Source organism: Priestia megaterium (genome assembly GCF_009497655.1).
In the GTDB taxonomy this organism is placed as follows: domain Bacteria; phylum Bacillota; class Bacilli; order Bacillales; family Bacillaceae_H; genus Priestia; species Priestia zanthoxyli.
On record NZ_CP023318.1, the window covers coordinates 65,914 to 86,288 of the forward strand.

At 33.2% G+C, this 20,375-nt stretch carries 21 protein-coding genes; 12 read left to right on the forward strand and 9 right to left on the reverse strand.

Features of this window, described 5'->3' with window-relative positions:
- Window positions 1-54 precede the first annotated feature (54 nt).
- The gene (locus CEQ83_RS27295; protein WP_194273219.1) at window positions 55-429 is read right to left on the reverse strand and encodes a hypothetical protein; all 375 of its coding nucleotides are present in this window, start codon (window positions 427-429) and stop codon (window positions 55-57) included.
- Between the two features lie 548 nt (window positions 430-977).
- On the opposite strand from CEQ83_RS27295, the gene CEQ83_RS26170 reads away from it, so the two are divergent.
- Window positions 978-1,208 carry a transcriptional regulator gene (locus CEQ83_RS26170; protein ID WP_194273220.1) on the forward strand — a complete coding sequence of 77 codons (231 nt, stop codon included), beginning with the start codon at window positions 978-980 and terminating at the stop codon, window positions 1,206-1,208.
- A 431-nt stretch (window positions 1,209-1,639) separates the two neighbouring features.
- Here CEQ83_RS26170 and CEQ83_RS26175 read toward each other — a convergent pair whose 3' ends face one another.
- Entirely contained in the window at window positions 1,640-1,957 is a 318-nt protein-coding gene (locus CEQ83_RS26175; protein WP_099331439.1) for a DUF3243 domain-containing protein, read from the reverse strand.
- A gap of 506 nt (window positions 1,958-2,463) precedes the next feature.
- Window positions 2,464-2,808 (reverse strand): hypothetical protein, encoded by a 345-nt coding sequence (locus tag CEQ83_RS26180; RefSeq protein WP_099331440.1) that lies wholly within the window; start codon window positions 2,806-2,808, stop codon window positions 2,464-2,466.
- A gap of 472 nt (window positions 2,809-3,280) precedes the next feature.
- Here CEQ83_RS26180 and CEQ83_RS26185 point away from each other — a divergent pair, with 472 nt between their 5' ends.
- The 3 genes from CEQ83_RS26185 to CEQ83_RS26195 all read left to right on the forward strand — a co-directional run bounded on the left by CEQ83_RS26185 (window position 3,281) and on the right by CEQ83_RS26195 (window position 4,806).
- Entirely contained in the window at window positions 3,281-4,129 is an 849-nt protein-coding gene (locus tag CEQ83_RS26185) for a ComEC/Rec2 family competence protein (RefSeq protein WP_099331441.1), read from the forward strand.
- 2 nt (window positions 4,130-4,131) lie between these two features.
- The gene (locus tag CEQ83_RS26190; RefSeq protein ID WP_099331442.1) at window positions 4,132-4,353 is read left to right on the forward strand and encodes a DUF3006 domain-containing protein; all 222 of its coding nucleotides are present in this window, start codon (window positions 4,132-4,134) and stop codon (window positions 4,351-4,353) included.
- A 267-nt stretch (window positions 4,354-4,620) separates the two neighbouring features.
- Window positions 4,621-4,806 carry a hypothetical protein gene (locus CEQ83_RS26195; RefSeq protein ID WP_048022023.1) on the forward strand — a complete coding sequence of 62 codons (186 nt, stop codon included), beginning with the start codon at window positions 4,621-4,623 and terminating at the stop codon, window positions 4,804-4,806.
- A 733-nt stretch (window positions 4,807-5,539) separates the two neighbouring features.
- Here CEQ83_RS26195 and CEQ83_RS26200 read toward each other — a convergent pair.
- Window positions 5,540-6,043 (reverse strand): DinB family protein, encoded by a 504-nt coding sequence (locus tag CEQ83_RS26200; protein WP_048022022.1) that lies wholly within the window; start codon window positions 6,041-6,043, stop codon window positions 5,540-5,542.
- Window positions 6,044-6,325: 282 nt separating this feature from the next.
- Here CEQ83_RS26200 and CEQ83_RS26205 point away from each other — a divergent pair, with 282 nt between their 5' ends.
- The 3 genes from CEQ83_RS26205 to CEQ83_RS26215 all read left to right on the forward strand — a co-directional run bounded on the left by CEQ83_RS26205 (window position 6,326) and on the right by CEQ83_RS26215 (window position 9,543).
- Window positions 6,326-6,796 (forward strand): VOC family protein, encoded by a 471-nt coding sequence (locus tag CEQ83_RS26205; RefSeq protein WP_099331443.1) that lies wholly within the window; start codon window positions 6,326-6,328, stop codon window positions 6,794-6,796.
- A gap of 191 nt (window positions 6,797-6,987) precedes the next feature.
- Window positions 6,988-7,461, forward strand: a complete 474-nt coding sequence (locus tag CEQ83_RS26210) for a hypothetical protein (RefSeq protein ID WP_048022018.1) — start codon at window positions 6,988-6,990, stop codon at window positions 7,459-7,461.
- Window positions 7,462-8,340: 879 nt separating this feature from the next.
- Window positions 8,341-9,543, forward strand: coding sequence for a COG4705 family protein (locus CEQ83_RS26215; protein WP_099331444.1), 1,203 nt, complete (start codon window positions 8,341-8,343; stop codon window positions 9,541-9,543).
- 381 nt (window positions 9,544-9,924) lie between these two features.
- Here the strand turns inward: CEQ83_RS26215 and CEQ83_RS26220 are convergent, their stop codons facing one another.
- The gene (locus CEQ83_RS26220; protein ID WP_099331483.1) at window positions 9,925-10,206 is read right to left on the reverse strand and encodes a hypothetical protein; all 282 of its coding nucleotides are present in this window, start codon (window positions 10,204-10,206) and stop codon (window positions 9,925-9,927) included.
- A gap of 199 nt (window positions 10,207-10,405) precedes the next feature.
- Between CEQ83_RS26220 and CEQ83_RS26225 the strand changes: the two genes are divergently transcribed.
- From CEQ83_RS26225 to CEQ83_RS26235, 3 genes are all read left to right on the forward strand, one after another.
- Complete coding sequence (locus tag CEQ83_RS26225) at window positions 10,406-10,987, forward strand: DUF2087 domain-containing protein (RefSeq protein WP_098113790.1); 582 nt, start codon at window positions 10,406-10,408, stop codon at window positions 10,985-10,987.
- A 92-nt stretch (window positions 10,988-11,079) separates the two neighbouring features.
- Window positions 11,080-12,306: an MFS transporter gene (locus tag CEQ83_RS26230; protein ID WP_099331482.1), complete on the forward strand. Its 1,227-nt coding sequence runs from the start codon at window positions 11,080-11,082 to the stop codon at window positions 12,304-12,306.
- 393 nt (window positions 12,307-12,699) lie between these two features.
- Window positions 12,700-13,443 (forward strand): alpha/beta fold hydrolase, encoded by a 744-nt coding sequence (locus CEQ83_RS26235; protein WP_155017609.1) that lies wholly within the window; start codon window positions 12,700-12,702, stop codon window positions 13,441-13,443.
- A 373-nt stretch (window positions 13,444-13,816) separates the two neighbouring features.
- Here CEQ83_RS26235 and CEQ83_RS26240 read toward each other — a convergent pair whose 3' ends face one another.
- The 3 genes from CEQ83_RS26240 to CEQ83_RS26250 all read right to left on the reverse strand — a co-directional run bounded on the left by CEQ83_RS26240 (window position 13,817) and on the right by CEQ83_RS26250 (window position 16,275).
- Complete coding sequence (locus CEQ83_RS26240; RefSeq protein ID WP_155017610.1) at window positions 13,817-15,136, reverse strand: hemolysin family protein; 1,320 nt, start codon at window positions 15,134-15,136, stop codon at window positions 13,817-13,819.
- A 78-nt stretch (window positions 15,137-15,214) separates the two neighbouring features.
- The gene (locus tag CEQ83_RS26245; protein WP_074895535.1) at window positions 15,215-15,445 is read right to left on the reverse strand and encodes a hypothetical protein; all 231 of its coding nucleotides are present in this window, start codon (window positions 15,443-15,445) and stop codon (window positions 15,215-15,217) included.
- A gap of 560 nt (window positions 15,446-16,005) precedes the next feature.
- On the reverse strand, window positions 16,006-16,275 hold the full coding sequence (locus CEQ83_RS26250; RefSeq protein WP_155017611.1) for a hypothetical protein: 270 nt from the start codon (window positions 16,273-16,275) through the stop codon (window positions 16,006-16,008).
- Between the two features lie 144 nt (window positions 16,276-16,419).
- Between CEQ83_RS26250 and CEQ83_RS26255 the strand changes: the two genes are divergently transcribed.
- Together CEQ83_RS26255 and CEQ83_RS26260 are read left to right on the forward strand one after the other, a co-directional pair.
- Window positions 16,420-17,220, forward strand: a complete 801-nt coding sequence (locus tag CEQ83_RS26255; RefSeq protein ID WP_140457115.1) for a hypothetical protein — start codon at window positions 16,420-16,422, stop codon at window positions 17,218-17,220.
- Window positions 17,221-17,837: 617 nt separating this feature from the next.
- Window positions 17,838-19,103 carry a Y-family DNA polymerase gene (locus CEQ83_RS26260; RefSeq protein WP_155017612.1) on the forward strand — a complete coding sequence of 422 codons (1,266 nt, stop codon included), beginning with the start codon at window positions 17,838-17,840 and terminating at the stop codon, window positions 19,101-19,103.
- 254 nt (window positions 19,104-19,357) lie between these two features.
- Here CEQ83_RS26260 and CEQ83_RS26265 read toward each other — a convergent pair whose 3' ends face one another.
- Window positions 19,358-20,338 carry an aldo/keto reductase gene (locus tag CEQ83_RS26265; protein WP_155017613.1) on the reverse strand — a complete coding sequence of 327 codons (981 nt, stop codon included), beginning with the start codon at window positions 20,336-20,338 and terminating at the stop codon, window positions 19,358-19,360.
- Window positions 20,339-20,375: the final 37 nt, after the last annotated feature.

Consider the following 20,375-nt stretch of genomic DNA (forward strand, 5'->3'; position numbering starts at 1 on the left):
TGTATTCATGCTATATGTTTATGCCCAAAATATCGACACTATTCTAAAAAGACGTCAGGTAAAAAAGCCAATGGCTAAAATCAATGCCACACAAGCCAAATAGATATTCCCACTCCAATCTCTCTTTTCCCTTTCATGCACTGCATAACTGTTATAAGAACCTTCAATCGGCTCTATTTTAAGTTTTCGTTGGACTTCTTTATCTAAGATCAAGTCTAATTCCTCCATTGTTTGATAATTGTAAGGTAGGAATCGCCCTTGTACGTCTCTCGATCGGTTGCTGACGTCTCGTAATTCTTTCTGTCTTTTCATGGCTAGAGGACTGTTGGTTGAATTCAAGAGTTTTTCCAGAGAACGATTGGCCGTCTGTTGATGTTCCAAGTAACGCAGAAGTTCTTGTAGACGTTCTTTTTCTCTCACCGTCATCATTTTCTCCTCCTCCTTTCTCTTCGATGTTGGGTTCTTGTTCCATCCATAACGGGTGGGAAGCAGACTGCCATGGAGAGGAGGGGAGAGGGACGTCACTCATTTTATACTGATTCATTAGCGCTAAAAAAACAGGGTTGTGCGCTGCTGTAAAAAGCGCACATCTTATAATTTGATTTCGGTCTAACTCGGTAGCCTGAAACAGACTATCTACATATGTACGATAAATAGAATGATACCGCACAGTTGGTCGATAGGTGTCTACATGATTTTTCGGATTCTTATTTTTCTTCATATGCGCTTTTCTCTTTCAAAATGACCTCTAACATCTGCTTACCTTCTAACGTTAAATAGACGTCTTTTCGACTCAATAACGTGATTGCTAATTCTTTTGTCATTTCAATCGCTCCATTCTTGGTAGCATAAGGTGACGTCTCTTTCTGACGTCTTACTCTATGATATGAGCCAATGCTTGTCCTATATGTAACTTTTTTTCTTATGATTAAAAAAGTTACATAATGTCCATACTTCTTGATAAAGGAGATGGATGTATGATTCTAGGCTTAGGAAAGAAGCGAACAAGGTTTGGAAGGTGGTTGGATAAGCAAGAAGATATCAATCAATTAGAACTCGAAAATGCCACAAAGTTAAGTCGTCCAACCATATCGAGGCTTTGTAATGATAAAAACTACATACCTAAATACTCCACAATTTATAGAATAAATGCAGGGTTACGAAAGTTAAAGAAGGATGTAAAAGTAGAAGATTTTCTACAGTTGTAAATAGGTAATGCACTTAAGGCTTGTAAATGGAGTTATTAATACTAATAATTTAGCTAAATTAAATCTTGATAAAAAATGATTATATGAAAAATTTCAGGAATTAGATATAAGTTCTATTTCATAGGTATTTTATGCAGAAGTTCACAAAAATGGTCAGCTTTTCATTTCTCTCTGTTAAGCTTTCATAAACTAAATTGCTAATCACATATTCCTATAAAAAACCTAGATTCAGTATAGGTTCAACCTATTGGATTTTTAAAAAAGGTGTTGCACTGTTAGAGCGAACATCCAATACTTTAATATAGCTAAAAAAGAATAGTTGAATATATAAAAGGACGTTATCTATAAAGATAATGTCCTTTTATATGGATGTAATATTACATAGGGTACGGTAAATCGTGTACCCTGGGAATCCGGCAAGCAACTTAAATCTATTCTTTAACTAATTTAACAAGCATATGAGCAAGGTGATGTTGCTCTTCTTCATTTCCAACTTTCCATAGTTCATGCAATAAATATTGTTCTTCATTTTGTGGTTCCTCATGTTTTGCCAAATAATCAGCTATTTTTTTAGCTGCCAAAGTTAATTGATCATCATTTAAGCCTAATTTCTCACCTTTTGTGACTTTATCTCCTAAGTATGTTTTAAAATCGTTAAAACTAGAAAGAATATTGTCTTTCTTCTCTTGACTCATCTCATTTAATTTATTCTCTACTTTATTTTCAACAGTTCCTGTATTATTGTTCATTTTCCATTCTCCTCTCAATTAAATGTTGATGTTCTTACAAGGTAAGTCCCCCAATTAAAGTTATATAAACATTTAATTCCATTTCAATGTGCTGCAATCGTTTAGTCAATAGGTCTTACTCAAGAAGAAATGAAGAAGGTATAGTATTGAAAGCAAAGAAGGTTTTCGGAGCTTTTGTTATATTTTTATACACTATTCTTAAGGTTAAGGTATAGAGATGGACGGTCAAAATTCTTTTTTCTTTACTTAAAATACAACCAGCTTGTTTGGACTAAAAAGCTCTGCACTTTATATTTCCTTTTTCTAATCGTATAAAAAAAGGTGGTCTAAAATTAGACCACCTTCAAATGATTTTATTCTACCAAATAAATTGTGCACTCAATAAGTTGTTCTCAGCCTATCATTCATTGAAAAGGGTTACAAATTTTTCATTTTACTTCTTTTTTATTTACAGTTATTACTTTTATTATGATCTAAAACTCATTTGAATTTAACTGTAAATAAAATTAGAGAACCAATTTGGGGGATTTTTTTGTATTGAGTTGCTTAGAGAAATGTTTAAGGTGGTCAAAATCGTCTTGAGAAATAGTTGAATGCAGATCTAGTGCATTTTGTATATCTGATATTATACACAAGTCATGTAACTCATGATCTGTGAAGATACCTCTAAGAGGAGTTAATCTAAAGAACAGAGGAATGTTATCATAAAGGCGAGTTCCGCCCTCGACGAAAAAGATTTGTCGCCATAAATGCCCATAACATGTAGTCATTTCTTTTTCTATTATACTAACAAGTGATATTTCAATATCAAATAGCAAGACATAGGATTCAAATAAGAGTTCTTTCTTCATTCACATGCCCCCCTTTATAAGATTTTAAAAACAGTCAAACTACAGTTACCACCGAGCTCAAGCTAAATTGGATTATGTAGTATAGAAACACCTTTCACAACAAATACTTTGTTGCTTATCTTCTATATCCATCACTTTTTAGTTGTTTGCCTGTGACATAATATCTGAAAACACCTCTCTTTCAAGCTAATTGTCCATATTGGGAATTTAGAATTAACTATATGTAGTAGCTTGATCATAAGGTCCACTTCTCCTAAAATGTCAATATCACCTAATTCTTAAAATAGCACATTTCATTACTATTTACCTCCATTTTGTTACTTATCTTCACATATAACATGACTTTTTTCACCTTTATAAGTAAAAATATTCAAATTTATTTGTATTAACAAATGGTTTCATGTAGTAAAATTAATTTTGCTATAAATGAAGGATACAAATAAAAATACATTTATTAAAAGGGGATAAAACAATGAAGAGTCGTGTTATCAAGATTGTTTCTTCGCTCGCTATAGGAATAGGGATTGCTGCAGCTCCAGCTTCATCCTACGCAGCAACACCTAAGACTATGAAAGTACATTATATTGATGTCGGTCAGGGAGATAGCATTTATATTAAAGCTCCTAATGGTGAAGATATTGTTATTGACGGTGGAAACAAGGGAAAAGGAAATGAGGTTGTAAATTATTTAAAGAAACAAAAAGTTGATGATATAGAAGTATTAATTTCTACTCACCCTGATGCTGATCATATTGGTGGGTTAGATGAAGTTATTAATGCATTTAAAGTAGAAAATGTTTATGCACCGAAAGTAAGTAATAACACTCAAGCTTACAAAGACTTTTTGAATGCTGTTAAAAAGAAAAAATTAAAGATTCAAACAGCACAAGCAGGCGTAAAGTTACCTGTTAAAGATGTAAATGCTCAAATTGTAGGGCCTACCAAAACATATGCCAACAGTGATTTAAATGACTGGAGTGCTGTTGTACATATGACTTATAAGAAGAATACATTTTTATTTACAGGCGATGCTGAAACAAAAGCAGAAACAGACATGATTAAGGCAAAGAAGACACTACGTGCAGATGTGCTTAAAGTGGGGCACCATGGTGCCAAAACGTCTACGAGTAAGAATTTCTTAGATGCCGTAAAGCCTAAGTATGCGGTTATTAGCGTTGGTAAAAATAGCTATGGACACCCCACTTCTCAAGTTGTGAACCTGCTAAAGAACTCTAAAGCAAGTATTCTGCGAACAGACCAAAGTGGTACTATTATAATTACAGGTGATGGATTATCTTATTCTGTTAAAAAATCGAGGTAATTATGAAAAAGATAAAAGGTATTATTGATCGATTTGAAGAGGAATTTGCTGTTGTTGAAATTGAAGGAAAGACAAAAGATTTTCCTAAAGATATCTTTCCCAAGAATACACACGTTGGAGATGTCGTTTATATTACGGGAGATAAAGTTGAGATTGATGAAAGTGAAACGAAAAAGCTGGCAAAAGAAATTGAAGATTTAATGAATGAAGTTTGGGAAGATTAAACTCCCTTGCTAATTGTATACACAGTTATATAGATACCATGTGATTCAAAAAGCCGAGAGTTACCTTTTCGGCTTTTTTGTTATGGCGTGTTATCCTCTACAAATCTTTTGAAGGTGCTCTATTCACCGTAGTTGGAATTGCTATAAAGCTTATGTGATATAGATAATACCAACATATATGAATAATAAGAATGATTGGTTTCCCCTTGAATGAAATGGGGATTAGTAAAAGGAAAGTCTTAACAATCTTAAATAGGAGGGAAGAAGATGTTTAATGATTGGAAAGAAGAAATTCAAGCTCATTTAATCAAAGAAGGTTATAGCGTTGGAGAATTTTTAGGTGAATCTCGAAGGTGGTATTACTTTAGGGTCAATAGTATTTGGAACGGTGACCATATAGTTAAAGTCCAAAATGGATTTTTAGGTTATTTAAAAGAAAGGGTTAGTGGATAGGGAATAAATTGTTTAAACAACACGAGCATAAAGTATTTAAGGAAAAAGACAAACCGAGAGTAAAACATATTTTTCTACGTAGAACTAAAAAGTTAAGCTTTAAAATAAAAAAGAGACTCTATAAAGAACCTTTTTAAAAATTCTTTAGTGGTATCAAAATCCTGTTGAATTAAAGTTGTGCTTATATATTTATAGCTAGTTATTTGTTATTAACAGGTTAAAGAGATCACAGAAAACATTTGCCTATTAAAAGAAATGTCTTCTGTGATGAGCTCTATATAAGGATTTAATAAAACAATTTACCATAATATGTAATCAAACGCTAATTTGAATGTGTTGCTACGCATACAAAATAAAAGAGGAACCTCGGCAGTGGACGTGAGGTTCCTCAAAAATAGAGTTACGTTGAAATTTGTAAAAAATAGTATGACTTCTAATATATCATACTTGTATACAGAATCAACTATTTGAAAAGAAGGATGTATATTATAAAAAATAAAGCTAGTTAACTTTATTTTTTTTATCGAGCTTTTTTGATAAATAAAAACTCCTTTATAGACTTCACCCTCTAGAGAAGATTATATGTTAACCATAACAGACATATCCTCCGACAAGGACCTTTTTCCTTTAATTGGTTTTATATTAACTACAAAAGTCTACTTTTACGAATCTCACAAAGAGCACATACGTTATTTCAAAAACATTGCTCTTTGTGAGAAGGTTTCTTAATTTATTATTTGGAAGGTTCTTTTTCAGGTAACCCCAATATGTCCGTATTTTTAGGTGTATGCCCTAATAGGCGTAACATAACTACAATTTGTCCTTTATGATGTGATTCGTGAGTAATTGAATGGGTAAGCAATTGACGAGGTGTCTTTCTTACAAAACCACTGTTTGCTCTCCAAGCAAGTTCTTTTTCGATAGACTCATCAAATTTATCTGTGAATTGCTCCAATACTTTTTCTACATATCTATCAGCCTGTTGAAAATAATGCTGAATATCGTCTATTTTCATAGTATTAATTACTTCTTTTGTGAATAGTGGTGATGATGTTTCTGAAAGCACAAAAGAACCTAACCAAGCATGGTAGCAACCTGCCACATGAACTAGAGAATCTCTAATATTTTGAAAACCAAATGCAAACTCTTTCGTCAAGTCACCTTCACTCAATTCTCTACACTGCTCTAATAAAGTTTGTCGTGCTTGTTTTACCCATTCATATTCTAGCTTTTCCATAACAATCCCACCTCTCAGACATATAATGAAAATTATTTTTTACTATACACTATTCGAAATTGTTATTACACCAATTTTTTCATTAATTAGCTTAGTAAATAGTAAAGTCCTTCGTGTATTATTGGCAAATAGATCATTTTCTAAAAAGAATATAAAATACATACCAAATATGGCTTAGTAACAGGGTAAGAATGTTTTGTTTGAAAGGAATTTATAACTTTTTAATAGAATGATTATGAAAATGAACAGATAATAAAATATCACATATAAGGAGATAAAACTATGGAAAAAAACAACCTACTAAGAATGGACAATATCAGTATCGTTGTAGAATCCCTTGATGATGCAATCTCTTTTTTTGAGGAGATTGGCTTGAGTCTTGAAGGGCGAGCCACCGTCGAAGGTCAATGGGGTGGACGTGTAACAGGATTGGGTTCTCAGCACGTAGAGATTGCGATGCTGGTTACCCCGGATGGCCACAGCAGAATTGAACTTTCGCGATTTCTCAGCCCACCTACTATATCAGATCACCGGACTGCTCCTGTAAACGCTCTCGGCTATCTGCGCGTCATGTTTACTGTTGAAGACATTGACGAAATGGTGTCCAGACTCACTAGGTACGGCGCTCAGCTCGTTGGCGAAGTGGTTCAATACGAGGATTCGTATCGGCTCTGCTACATCCGTGGAGTAGAAGGAATCTTAATCGGTTTATCAGAGCAAATCGGTAACAAACAAGTAAGTGACGTTTTATAAGAGTCTTTACTGAAATGTATGTTTAAGCTACCTGAATTTTCAATAGATCGAGATTATTTTCAGGTTTTTTTCAAACCTTTCTCTTGCTTTTTCTCACCTCACCCAATTTTTCTTAATTATGGTATTTTTGTTTTAATATTCAAAAAAAAGGGTAGTTGTTCTAAGAATCAACTAAAATAGGAGGAGATCAAATGAGAAGAGCGAAACAAGCTGTTGTAGCTTCTGCCGTAGGTTTAGCTATGTTAGCGACGCCATTAACTCTACCGAATTTAGGAGGTTCTGCTGGCTCCGCAGAAGCTGCAGAAGTTGGAGGAGACGTAGCAATTGATCCAGTAGCAATTGGGCAAGCGATTGCAGATGCAGCTAAAACGGCTGATAATCGAAGTGGTTTTGTCAAAGGAGCAATGGAAAAGGCGTTTTTTGAATCGGGTCAACAATATAATGTAATGGTCATGAATTTGAGTCAAAGTTATAATTCAGATCAATTACAAGGTGTTCAGTATTTTGATACCGTAGATTATGATGGTATTACGTATGGAGTCTGGATATTTGAAGAAGGAACATTTATTAATGAAGGTGACGGAGGTTATGATAACTGGGCCTTCAGAGGCTGGTTTGAACGAACGGGAGATGACGAAAAAACGGTCAACTTTCATAGACCTTAATCTATATAAAAAGAATTCATTTTGAATAATTATTTTCGAAATGAATTCTTTTTTATATTCAAAATTCTCAAAGCGAAAAAGTGTAGCAGGGCTCTATATTGTATGATACAATATAGAGCCCTGTAAATAATTTGAACAATATACAAAACTTTAGAAGAGCCCTGAGTCTTGAATGATACAGGGTCTTTTCTAATTGCTAATTTTCTACCATTTGAACATCTTGCCATTCCACTGTCGCTTTCTTTACCCTGTCTAGTTTCATAATTTACCTAGTAAATCTTAAACATAGTTAGTTTACTCACATGTTTTTGGTGCGGGTAACATACGCACCTCTTGTTGATTTTATTCTTATTTGTCGTCATTAAGTATAAATGGTGAAAGGTTAATAATATATAAAATACTTTAGTATTTATTTAAAAGATAAAAGAACTTAAATAAGGTTATTTACTAAAAAAAGAATCAATCACAATATTTATTTTTAAAGTTAACTATTAAAAATAAAAGCTTAAAATTACGACGCTAAATAAGTAAACGTTTACTTCATGTTTTTTGGTGGTGTTATTCATAGTTTTAACTGCTATAAAAGGCGTAAAAGGGAACTAATAAATTAACTATTCTAATGAATTATTAATTTATTTTTCATAGATACTTAAGAGTATTCCCATACAATTATCTTAACTTTAAAAACATATTGGATATGAGGTGTTCTTTGAAAAAATTAATTTCAACAAAAACAAATAATAGTAAATGACTAATGGAGTAAATTGATATAGATTGCACTCGTTTTTTGAATTCTAAAATGCACGGCAATAATATAGAAAAATCAGTTTGTTCTTTTAAAAAAGTTGTGGGAAACCACTGCAAAGAAGGGGAATGTGTATGCAAGAGAACCAAAATAAATTGGGTATTGCACTTAACAAAGTGCCAGAAGTCACAATTTTCTTCTGGATAATCAAAGTTTTGTGCACAACTGTAGGTGAAACATTTGCTGATTTTCTAAATTTCAACCTTGGATTTGGGTTAACTGTCACTACTATAATTATGGGAATAGCATTTTTTATTTTATTATACCTTCAATTTAAAGCAACTAAATATGCCCCAGGGATTTATTGGACAACGGTGGTGCTTATAAGCGTATTTGGAACATTAGTAACTGATAATTTGACAGATGCAATGGGAGTACCTCTTGAAGTTAGTACAACTGTTTTTTCCGTTCTACTTGGCTTAACTTTTCTTTTCTGGTATCTTAGTGAAAAAACACTCTCTATACACTCAATTTATACAAGAAGAAGAGAAGTTTTCTATTGGCTTACTATTCTCTTTACATTTGCACTTGGAACAGCAGTAGGTGATTTATACTCTGAACAACTAGGCTTTGGCTACCTTAAAACGGGAGTAACAGTCATCATTATCATAGGCTGTATCTTTTTGGCATACAAATCAAAACTTAATGGGATTTTAGCATTTTGGATTGCCTATATTCTTACTCGTCCACTGGGAGCATCATTAGGAGATTACCTATCACAAACAAAAGTTAATGGTGGATTAGGTTTGGGAACAACTGTTACTAGTGTTATTTTTCTTATAGCTATTTTAGCAATAATTGTTTTTCTCGCCATTACAAAAATTGATATAACTTCAAAAAATGAAATGGTGGATACAAATCCAACACGTGCAAGTAAGAGAAATGTTTTGACACAAACCATTGTAGTGCTCTGTATTTTCTTAGTTCTAAGTATAGGTGGTTATATCTGGCGCAGTAATGATTTAGTATCACAATCCACTGCTTCACAAGCTTCATTATCTGGGCAATTAAAGGATTTTATTAAAATTGAAAATGATATGCTCAAGGATGTAAATTCAAAAAATTTTACTGCAACGAAAAAAGGAGCAGACGATTTAGAACATAAGTGGGACTCATCAGAAGCTAAACTTAGAAAAATAGACGGTTCTAAATGGACCAAGATCGATGGAACTATTGATGTTGTATTAGCAGCAGCTCGTTCATCCAACCCTGATGTCAATAAGTGCAAATCAGCACTTGATAATTCACTGACTGCACTAAACGCAGCTAATAAATAAAAAAGAGGTCGCAGACTGCAACCTCTTTTTTATTACAAATATGGGATTTTATTATCATATTTAAATGCGAAATCAGGTGTAAATTGGAAGTTTGCCTAAAATTGATACTTTTTATTTTCATAACATATGACTAAAATACGAATTCTACAGCAAAAGTCAGATAGTTAGTGCTTAGAGAGCCTAACTATTATGTATTTCTCATTCCTATTATAAACCTTTTTACTTTCTATAAAGAAAGATACTCGCAGACGAATTAAATAGAAAGGTAAGCTCCTAGTCCTAGTTAAAATATATAAATAAGCTCCTAGTTAACATAAAACGTATTATCGGTAATAAATTAAGAGTCTTTTTCTAATGAAGAATTTTAAAGGTTTTAATTTATCAAAAGGAAACTAAAGTTCTTAAAATGGAAATCGAAACCCATAATACAGCTAAAATTATGGGCAAGAAAGTAACAATAAGACCCCATTTTACAGTTTTTTTGATAAATAATAAGACTGATCCTAAAACCCATACGGGAATCACTAGTAACATTTTTGGATCGGTAAATCTGTCTCCAGAAAAGTTTTCGCCTAATCCTCCTTCAGCAAGGAACCAAGCGAATGGGAGAATAATAATACCTGTTATTAAAAGATGGACAACTCGATATATATTGAAAAACATACTAATCCCCTAACTGAATTACCTTTTTGTACCATTTTATCAATAATATAAATTTAAATCACTATATATATTTTATACCTTTAGTTAACGTAATCCATATTATAGGAAATTATCAATCTGGTACTTTTTGACACAGACCTCCAATTCGATTATTATCTAATTAGATAATAATCGAATTGGAGGAGGAAGGTATTAAATTATGCAATTAGATAAATTAGTCAATTACCATAAGGCAGTTGGAGACCCCACAAGAATTAGAATTATTTCCTTATTAAAAAAAGGCCCTCTTCATGGCCAAGCAATCGCTTATAAACTTGGGTTACAACCGCCAACCATTACTCACCATATTTCAAAATTGAGAGATGTAGGGTTAGTTTATCAAAGAAGACAAGGGAACATTATTTATTTTTACCTCGATAGTGAAAGGCTAGAATATAATTCAAAAGCTATCTTAAATATTGGGGAGGAGTCTATGGAGAACCAAGATAGTAAAATCAATAATCAAGATAAGTTATCTATTGTTAAAAATTTTATAAATAGCGACGGGACATTGAAACAAATTCCGAGTCAAAGAAAGAAAAAGAACGTTATATTAGCGTATTTAATACGTGATTTACATCAAGGAAAAACGTATAAAGAAAGGGATCTTAATGAATATATAAAAAACTATCATGAAGATTATGCGACTATTCGTAGAGAATTAATTATGCAACACTTCATGTATAGGCAAAATGGAGAATATGAATTAAATCCAAAAGAGATGTGGCCTGTTACCTTTTAAAATGAACGTTTCTTCGTTCATTTTTCAATCCAACTAATTCGATATCTATCTAATTAGATTACTGTTATTTTTAATAAGAATGAGGTGTAAATGTGATTCCAATAACTAAAGAGGCTAAAGTACAAACAGGTATTTGGAAAGGAAAGTTTATTTATCTATGGGTAGCAAGTATATTTTCAAGCCTTTCTATTTCAATGTATTTAACTATTGAGCAGTGGTATGTAGTCAATTACCTAAACTTGAAGAGCTCTTTAGGAATTATTTTAATGGCGACTACGATTCCTAGAGTATTATTAATGGTCATAGGAGGCGTTGTATCAGATAAATACAGACGATCTAGAGTTATATTCTTTTCATTACTAACTAGGTGTTTTATGCTACTTCTGATGGCTTTATTCTATACAAATAATTTATTATCTCTTTCTGCCTTACTTATATTTGCTTTATTATTTGGGGCATCAGATGCATTTTTTTGGTCAGCTAGAGATGCAATTGTTCCAGGGATTATTCATAAAGAACAACTAGTCAGAGCGAATTCAGTAATACAAACAACGAATCAGCTTTCTGTCATGTTTGGCCCTGTCTTAGGTGCTACTCTCCTTTCACTTTTCTCATATTCAACCATCTTTCTGATAATTGGCTTTACACTTTTGATAAGCATAATCTTGTTACAATTCATCAAAGAAAAGAAGACATTAAGGCCCAAGAAAACATCTATCTTAAGGGATTTAGCTGAAGGAATTAATTATGTTAAAGATTCCTCGTTTCTTCTGACAGTCATGGTGACATTTATTATTGTCAACTTATTCTTTATTGGACCTCTCATGTTAAGCATCCCTATCCTTGCAGAGGATCATTTTAAAGGAAATGCTTTTTACTTAAGTATTTTACAAAGTTCGTTTGCTAGTGGCATGTTGTTAGGAGCTATAATCATGGGCTGGTTGAACATAAAAAGGAATAGAGGAAAACTTGCAATTTCTTTCATATTCTTGGAAGGGTCATTACTTATGATATTTAGCCAAGGAATTAATCTCTGGCTTGCTGCTGCTATTTTGTTAGCTATTGGATGTTGTGTATCAAGTATTAATATTCCCATAGTTAGTTTAATACAGGAGAAAACACCCTCAACCATAGTAGGTCGAGTTATGAGTGTAAATACAATGGTTTCCATGGGACTTATTCCAGTTTCTTATGGATTAGTTTCCACTCTTCTTAGCATTAATGTCGATATTAAATTTATTCTCTTATGTGCTGGTATCGTGATTGTATTATTTAGTGTACTACTTCTTTTAAAGGCTTCAGATCTTAAAAATACATGAGGTATCTATAATAAAATCAGGCCTTATTTAGTCACTATAATCCACATTCTAGGCACCAAAAGAAGCATCTAGCTATTAGATGCTTCTTGCCTCTTATCAAATAGTTTTACTAGAATTCAATCTATACTAGTCATGACAACTTGAGCTCCAATATAGAGTAATATTAAGGCCATTATAATTCCAATGAGTATCTTCTTAAAACTGCTCATTTAATATCCATATCTCCTTCTTAGTACTTATAAACGTATAATCTAAATAATAACATTTATGGATAAATAAAGTCTTTTAATTAACATAATGTTTGTTCTAGGAACTTCCAAATAAAATGTAGCTCTTATTGTAGCATTTACCTTATACTTAAAAATGATATGGATATATTTGGAGGTTTTTTATATGAAAGAAGTCACTAAATTAGGAAAGATGCAAGATATTGGTGGTATTAAACTTTATTACGAATTTTTCGAAAGACAAAATGAAAATATGACAATTATATTTGAATCTGGATATGGCTGCACTTCTGATTACTGGAACCCAATCAAAGAGGAAATTTCAAAATTTGCACAGTTTTTTATCTACAATAGACCAGGCTTAGGAGAAAGTGAACAAGACGATAGACCAAAAGACAGTAAGCAGTCCGTTGAGAATTTACATACTCTTTTACGAAATGCCAATATTAAACCACCATATGTACTTGTAGGTCATTCAATTGGAGGAGCTAATGTAAGGTTATATGCTAGCAAATATCCTGAAGAAATAGCAGGAATTATTCTTTTAGATTCCTGTCATGAAGATCAAAACAAAATTATGCCCCCATTATTCACTGAAGAAATGAGGTCTATTTATTTTAACCAGTTTTCAATCGAAGGTTCTATAGATGACATTGAAAAAAGCTTTGAACAAATAAGTGAAGTTAAATCATTAGGAGACGTACCTCTTACAGTTGTGAGCGCTGGCCTACAGTCTTATCACACAACGGAATCTTTTGCTGCATGGAATCTATTTCAACGTGATTTAACACGTTTATCAACGAAGAGTAAACATATTATTGTTAAAGATGCAGGACATCTACTGCACGTTGATCAACCTCAGATTATCATAGATATTATTAAAGATGCATTGAAAGAAGTAAAAAAATAAGTCTGGTACAATACTGTGTTTAATTGAATTATGTTAATGAATATCATATACAATCATAGTTAACATAATCACTCTTAACGGAACCCACGCAAAAAGAGAACCCTTATGGGAATAGGGGTTCGAAAGAGGTCTCATTTATGAGTTATGCAGCTTTTTATACATCGTTGATTTGTTAGGCTTTTCATCAGGAGGACCAACATATTCGATGCATAAAAAGCGCACCTTTTATTCATATGCAAAATAAGAAATATATAGTCTTTATGGAAAAATTATGATATTATGTGCTTGCTGTACTATGCATTCTTCAACGAGTGTGAACCACAAAAAGCAACCTCTCTCCAATGCCATGGGATATGAGGTTGCTTTTTATTTACTATTTAGCTAAGCTCAGAGAATGCTGTTTATTTGCTACCTCGATGGTTTGAATATTTCGCCCATCAAGTTCTCTCACAATAAACTCAAAATCATTATACACAAGGACTTCATTTAACTTAACGTCTATTTTCTGAGATAAGATCCATCCACCTATCGTATCGACCTCATTAGTTTCAATGTTCGTTCCCATTAGTGTATTTACGTCTCTTACTAATACTTTCCCATTAAAAACATAGTGATGTTCACCAATTTTTTGCCTATCGAGCACTTCATCAGAATCAAATTCGTCATGGATTTCTCCTACGATTTCTTCTAAAATATCTTCAACGGTTACTAAACCAGCTGTCCCTCCATATTCATCAAGTAAGATTGCTATGTGGATACGTTCCTTTTGCATCTTTCTTAATAGCCTATTGATAGAGTACGATTCAATGACTTGAATCACGGGTTTAACGTAACAGCTAATGAGTTGGTTTCGTAAGGTGTCATCAAATGCAACATCGCTTAAGATTTCTTTTATATTTACCATCCCTATGATTTGATCTTTATCTCCATCGGTTGTTACTGGGTAACGAGTATACTGCTCCAATGCAGCCATTTCTAAAAATGCACCAATCGTGTCATGTTCAGAGATTGTTATCATCTCAGTTCGTGGAATCATGATTTCTTTCGCCAGACGTTCATCAAATTCAAAAATATTGTTTACGTACTTTAGCTCACTATGATTAATAGCACCACTCTTATAGCTCTCAGCTAACAGGAGACGAAGTTCCTCTTCTGAATGGGCCAATTCGTGCTCTGAAGCAGGTTTTAACCCAAACATTCCAACCAGTATTCGTGCAGAACCATTTAAAATCCAGATAAACGGATACATGATTTTATAAAACCAGATGATGGGCGCTGAAAATAACAACGTGACAGCTTCTGCTTTCTGTATTGAAAATGTCTTAGGTGCTAATTCACCTACCACAACATGAAGATAGGTCATCACAATAAAGGCGATACCAAACGATAAAAGGTGTGTAATGGACTCATTTAAGTCAAACTTCATAAAAATGGGACTTAGCATCCTTTCTACCGTAGGTTCACCAAGAACACCTAGCCCCATCGCTGTTACTGTAATACCTAGTTGACAAGCAGATAAATATTCGTCTAAGTGCGTAATGACCTTTTTCGCAGACACAGCACCCTTTTTACCTTCAGCTACAAGTTGATCAATCTTAGAGCTTCGTACTTTTACAATCGCAAATTCTGTGGCTACAAAGAAACCAGTCAATCCAATTAATACTGCTACCAATAACAAGTTAATTATGTCCAATTAGTTATCTTACCTAAGTAAGATTTACACCTCCAATAGATTTAATGACAAATACATTATGTAGAAACATCTAGCTATCTATGCTTCTTTTAAAATGACTCGTTGTAAAGGAACACCACCCATGCTTATCGTCTTTTCAGATAACGTATATTTCTGATGATCAACTAATAAGGTATGAGTATCAATAACTTCACAGGTCGTTCCTTTGTTTTGAAAATGTTTTACGACAGCTTTTTTTAAATCAGTTAGGTTGTAGTATCTCTCTTCAAAATCAATGACAATTTTCTTTTTTCCAAATAAACCAAACATCCAAATTCCCTCCTATATGCTTATACGATTCACATGTATAAAAGTTCCATATATTTTCATATATTCCAATTATATAACATCAAGGTTAACATAAGGGATATTCTGGATGACTTTTATGATTTATTGTTAATTTCGGTATACTTTTAGAGGAGTACATAAATGGAGGCAAAAAATGAATTTGCTAATAGTAGGTGCCATTATTATTTTGACAGTCATTTTCGACTATTTCATTTTTGATTACAACGATAAGAGGTGGGGATGGATAAAAAGTTGCTCTAAACCTGTAAGAGTAGGAGTTATTCGTTGCTACTTACTTATGTCATTTATTATTTATTTTGCTTTAAGCCTTAAATATATCTCTTAAGGTTTAAAGCCTTTTTTATGTATCATTATCCGAATTAATTTACCAGGTTTTTCGTATTAAAAAAAGCAAAGTTCGTAAAAGTATACCTTTACGAACGTATGAAAAATTATCAGAACCAATTGTTTTATATATCCGTAAAAGTTAAAAAACACTTTATGAACGTTCATTGTTTAACATGTACTTTTGCGAACCTTTTTTAAAAACGGATATAAAAATCAGTTAATTGATGATTGGTATTACGATTACTATTAACCATATTAATCATGGATTCAAGACGTTTGTTTTCCATAACATCAAGCCCCAACATATAATCAATAAAAGCGATTTTTGATAGGGTAGCAACCATCAATGTTTCCAAATCATGCTGATCCATTATTTCATTAACGAGCTTATAAAGGTCATCTTTTCTATGTCTCATTACTTTTTCCTCTACAACAACAGACCTGTCTATTTTAAAAATGCTCATTCTTTCATTTCACCTTCTCACACATAATTAGTTATATTAGTATGCTCTTTTTACTGGTAATATATATGTTAGGTTTCTGTATAAGAAGAAAAATACAAATAAGACAATAGTAGATAACTGAATGGTTATTTTGAGGGGACTATTATGATAACTGATGATTTATTGCACTTTTTTCAATATGGCTTAAGTGCCCGAAGATTAATCTTTAGGTATATGAAACTTTATATTTTTATAACTATTGTTTTTATAGGCGCATATTTCATTTTTTGTTTTTACGCTAAAGAACATAATTTAAAGTATAGTATCATAGGATTCTTTCCTGGTAGTGGTGTAGTCCTCTTGTTAGGTGCATTATTTATTAATTACCAAGCAACAAGAGTGCTAAGAAATAAGTATAAATTTAAGGTGAAGCACAGAATTTTCTCAATGTACAGTAAGGATTGGGAATTATTTCAATTAATGATTTTGAAAGTTTATCTTGAAAGAAAACGTATTAATACTAAAGAAGCTATTGAACAACTAAAAGAAGATTTGAAAGAAAGAGCTGAATTTAAAATTAAAACCCAAGTTCCGTTTTATATAGGTTCTTTCATGATATTATTTATTCCTGTTTGGTCTGCAACAAATAATTCAGTATTTAAATCTGCGGGCAACCTAAAAGAATCCTATATTTATTTAATATTTATTGTGTTGGTTATAGTTTTTATTAATTTAACAGTTGGCAGTTTCAAGCAAATTGCTAAAATAGTATTTTTAAACCATCTGGTTAAAACTGAAGAATTGAATTATTTTCTAACGGCTTTAGCATACGAATATTATTTGGTCGAAAATGATTTAAGAGAAAATAATCTGCATATCCCTTATCATTCTAGAGGAACTATCAAGTTTAAATTAATTAAAAATGTATTAGATGATTATTATGAAAGATACCCAGAGCGAATATAAAATATATGATGAAAAGATTAAAAAAGGCAGCCAAATATTTTTGGCTGCCTTTTTAGCAAAATTACACAACTAGAATTATATTTTATCATCTTGAATTACTAATTGCATTTGAAATATATCTGATTCTGTAATTCCTGCCTTATTTAACTCATCTTTAAGGGTCATTCCCTCTTCGATCTTTATTTTCCTTTTAGTGCCGTATCTTAATGTAAAAATTCTCATTTGATACATTAACAAATTTCCCTTTCTAACACACATTTAAATTTTTTTAAAAATCTTCTTAGTTTTAAAGAGTTTGCTTCTCTACTACAACTGGGAGGATAAAAAGTCTTGTTTCCTACCTCTTCCTAAAATATTAACAAAAAGAGGTGATTTTATGAATTTACTTTTACTTAGTTCTGTTATTGGTGTTACTGGCAATGCTCTTTATCATGTGATTCGAATTTATTTTCTTATAAAAAAAGAAAGACAAAACATAAGAGTAAAAGGCTAATCTGCATTCCATTTCTGATAGGGTAGCAATAATCGGGAAAACTTTAGAGTTTTTGTTGAAAGAAGAACATTCGTTCGTATATAATATAGAGAACAAATGTTCTTTAATTTAAGGAGTTCTTTCAATGGATGGTGGGCAGCTACCAAACAGAGTGATTATTTGTATCGACATGAAATCGTTTTTCGCTTCGGTTTCCTCTGTTATACGGGGGTTAGATCCGTTGAAAACAAGACTTGCGGTGATAGGAGATATCAAAAGGTCAGGATCGGTTGTGCTAGCAGCCACACCTTTATTAAAAAAAGAAGGGATCAAAACAGGAAGCCGTCTTTTTGACATTCCTAAAAGGAAAGATATCCATGTGGTGAATCCATCTATGGAGAGATATATCAAGGCTTCGAACTATATTTCGAGTTTGGTGTTACAGTATGTGGCTCCTGAAGACTTTCATGCGTATAGCATTGATGAGTTATTTATTGATGCGACAGCTTCTTTGCATTTATTTGCTCAAACACCAGAAGAACTGGCCCATAAAATCATCAACGAGATTTATCGCAAGACACGGCTGACAGCTACCGCAGGTATCGGTCCGAATCTCTTACTGGCGAAGGTGAGCTTAGATCATGAAGCCAAGAACAGCCCAACAGGAGTTGCCTATTGGCGATATGAGGATATTCCCTTTAAGTTGTGGTCCATTCATCCGATGAAGGATTTCTGGGGGATTTCGTCTGCTACGGAAAGACGCTTAAATCGTTTGGGCATTCACTCCATCAAAGAACTCGCTCTTTCTTCAAAAGAGATGTTACAAAAGGAATTTGGCATACTAGGCGAAGAGTTGCACCAACATGCGAATGGGATTGATTACAGTCGCATTTCTGATGTGTACATTCCTAGCTCTCGTTCCTTTGGAAAGAGTCAGGTTCTATTCCGTGATTATACAAACCGAAAAGAAGTGGAGTTATTGCTGTTGGAGCTATTGGACGATGTCTGTTTTCGCTTACGCATGCACCAAGTGGTGGCTCAAACGATCCATTTATCCATTGGCTACAGCAAACAAACAGGTGGCGGCTTCTCCATACAAAAGAAAATGGGGAGAGCTTCGAACTTAAGCCAAGATATCTTTCCATACTGTTTAACGATTTTACATACGCATGATAGTGGCATGCCGATTCGCTCCATCGGTATTTCCTTATCAAACACTAGCATTCAAGAAGAAGAGCAAATGAGCTTATTTGAGGACATCGATCAGCGTGAAAGAGCCTATGCTCTTGCCAAAACGGTTGATGACATTCGGCTGCGTTATGGAAAGAATAGTGTACTACGTGCGTCTAGTCACCTTCCTTATTCAACAGCTCGTTATCGAAACGGCCTTATGGGTGGCCATAAAGCTTAAGGAGGAAAAAGCGATGGAACATAGAGGAATGAAAGAAACAATAGCATATTATAAGGATGAATATAAAGTATACAAAGATTGTTATTCATCTAGTATCGTTTCTTTGTAAGATAGATAACAATATTAAAAATATGCAGTATCTATAGTATTCACAGAAATAAATATTAGGAGGTGGAGTTAAAGGTTAAAGTAAGGAAAAACCCAACCTTACCATTACAGAAGATTGGGTTTCCTTCTATTTATCAGCAAAACATTTAGTTATGACCAACTATTGGATGTGGTACATATGGCTCTTCAAGAAACGCAATTTCTTCAGGTGTTAGCTTAACCGATAAAGAACCTACTGCATTTTCAAGATGTGATGTTTTCGTAGCACCAATTATAGGAGCTGTTACTGGTTCTTTCTGTAGTAACCAGGCAAGTGCAATGTGTGTACGAGGAATACCATGTTTTTCTGCAATAGATGCTACTCGTTCTACAACCAATCGATCTGCATCCGCAGTCGCATCGTATTTAGATTTTTGGACTTGATCTGTCTCGGAACGATGTGTTGTTACTGACCAGTCACGTGTTAATCTTCCTGATGCAAGAGGGCTATATGGAGTGATACCAATTTTCTCTTCCTTACAAAGAGGTAACATTTCTCGTTCCTCTTCACGGTATATTAGATTTAAATGGTTCTGCATGGACACAAACTTAGTCCAACCATTTTTTTCAGCCACGTGTAATGCCTTTTGGAACTGCCAAGCGTACATGGCAGAAGCACCAATGTATCTTGCTTTTCCAGCTTTCACTACGTCATGTAATGCTTCCATCGTTTCCTCAATAGGGGTATCATAATCCCACCGATGGATGATATAAAGATCTACATAATCAGTTTCTAGTCTCTTAAGACTTTTATCGATTTCACTCATTATTGCTTTTCGGGAAAGACCAGAGCCGTTTGGACCTTTATGCATTTGTCCGTGTACTTTAGTTGCTATGACAACTTCATCACGATTAGCATAATCCTTAAGAGCTCGTCCAAGATATTTCTCACTTGTACCCAGTGAGTATACATTTGCTGTATCAAAAAAATTAATCCCTAAGTCCAGGGCTTTTTTTATAACAAGGCGGGAGTCCTCTTCATTAAGTACCCATTGGTGAAGCCATTTGTTGGCGTCTCCAAAACCCATACATCCAAGACAAAGTCGAGATACATCTAAGCCTGTATTACCAAGTTTTACATACTTCATTTAATTTCCCCCTACTTTTCTAATGAGTCATACACTT

Bases quoted from the DNA above. Each gene is read 5' to 3' on its own strand.
- CEQ83_RS27295 (WP_194273219.1), bottom strand. From the start codon at position 429: ATGATGACGGTGAGAGAAAAAGAACGTCTACAAGAACTTCTGCGTTAC.
- CEQ83_RS26170 (WP_194273220.1), top strand. From the start codon at position 978: ATGATTCTAGGCTTAGGAAAGAAGCGAACAAGGTTTGGAAGGTGGTTG.
- CEQ83_RS26175 (WP_099331439.1), bottom strand. From the start codon at position 1,957: ATGAACAATAATACAGGAACTGTTGAAAATAAAGTAGAGAATAAATTA.
- CEQ83_RS26180 (WP_099331440.1), bottom strand. From the start codon at position 2,808: ATGAAGAAAGAACTCTTATTTGAATCCTATGTCTTGCTATTTGATATT.
- CEQ83_RS26185 (WP_099331441.1), top strand. From the start codon at position 3,281: ATGAAGAGTCGTGTTATCAAGATTGTTTCTTCGCTCGCTATAGGAATA.
- CEQ83_RS26190 (WP_099331442.1), top strand. From the start codon at position 4,132: ATGAAAAAGATAAAAGGTATTATTGATCGATTTGAAGAGGAATTTGCT.
- CEQ83_RS26195 (WP_048022023.1), top strand. From the start codon at position 4,621: ATGTTTAATGATTGGAAAGAAGAAATTCAAGCTCATTTAATCAAAGAA.
- CEQ83_RS26200 (WP_048022022.1), bottom strand. From the start codon at position 6,043: ATGGAAAAGCTAGAATATGAATGGGTAAAACAAGCACGACAAACTTTA.
- CEQ83_RS26205 (WP_099331443.1), top strand. From the start codon at position 6,326: ATGGAAAAAAACAACCTACTAAGAATGGACAATATCAGTATCGTTGTA.
- CEQ83_RS26210 (WP_048022018.1), top strand. From the start codon at position 6,988: ATGAGAAGAGCGAAACAAGCTGTTGTAGCTTCTGCCGTAGGTTTAGCT.
- CEQ83_RS26215 (WP_099331444.1), top strand. From the start codon at position 8,341: ATGCAAGAGAACCAAAATAAATTGGGTATTGCACTTAACAAAGTGCCA.
- CEQ83_RS26220 (WP_099331483.1), bottom strand. From the start codon at position 10,206: ATGTTTTTCAATATATATCGAGTTGTCCATCTTTTAATAACAGGTATT.
- CEQ83_RS26225 (WP_098113790.1), top strand. From the start codon at position 10,406: ATGCAATTAGATAAATTAGTCAATTACCATAAGGCAGTTGGAGACCCC.
- CEQ83_RS26235 (WP_155017609.1), top strand. From the start codon at position 12,700: ATGAAAGAAGTCACTAAATTAGGAAAGATGCAAGATATTGGTGGTATT.
- CEQ83_RS26245 (WP_074895535.1), bottom strand. From the start codon at position 15,445: ATGTTTGGTTTATTTGGAAAAAAGAAAATTGTCATTGATTTTGAAGAG.
- CEQ83_RS26250 (WP_155017611.1), bottom strand. From the start codon at position 16,275: ATGAGCATTTTTAAAATAGACAGGTCTGTTGTTGTAGAGGAAAAAGTA.
- CEQ83_RS26255 (WP_140457115.1), top strand. From the start codon at position 16,420: ATGATAACTGATGATTTATTGCACTTTTTTCAATATGGCTTAAGTGCC.
- CEQ83_RS26260 (WP_155017612.1), top strand. From the start codon at position 17,838: ATGGATGGTGGGCAGCTACCAAACAGAGTGATTATTTGTATCGACATG.
- CEQ83_RS26265 (WP_155017613.1), bottom strand. From the start codon at position 20,338: ATGAAGTATGTAAAACTTGGTAATACAGGCTTAGATGTATCTCGACTT.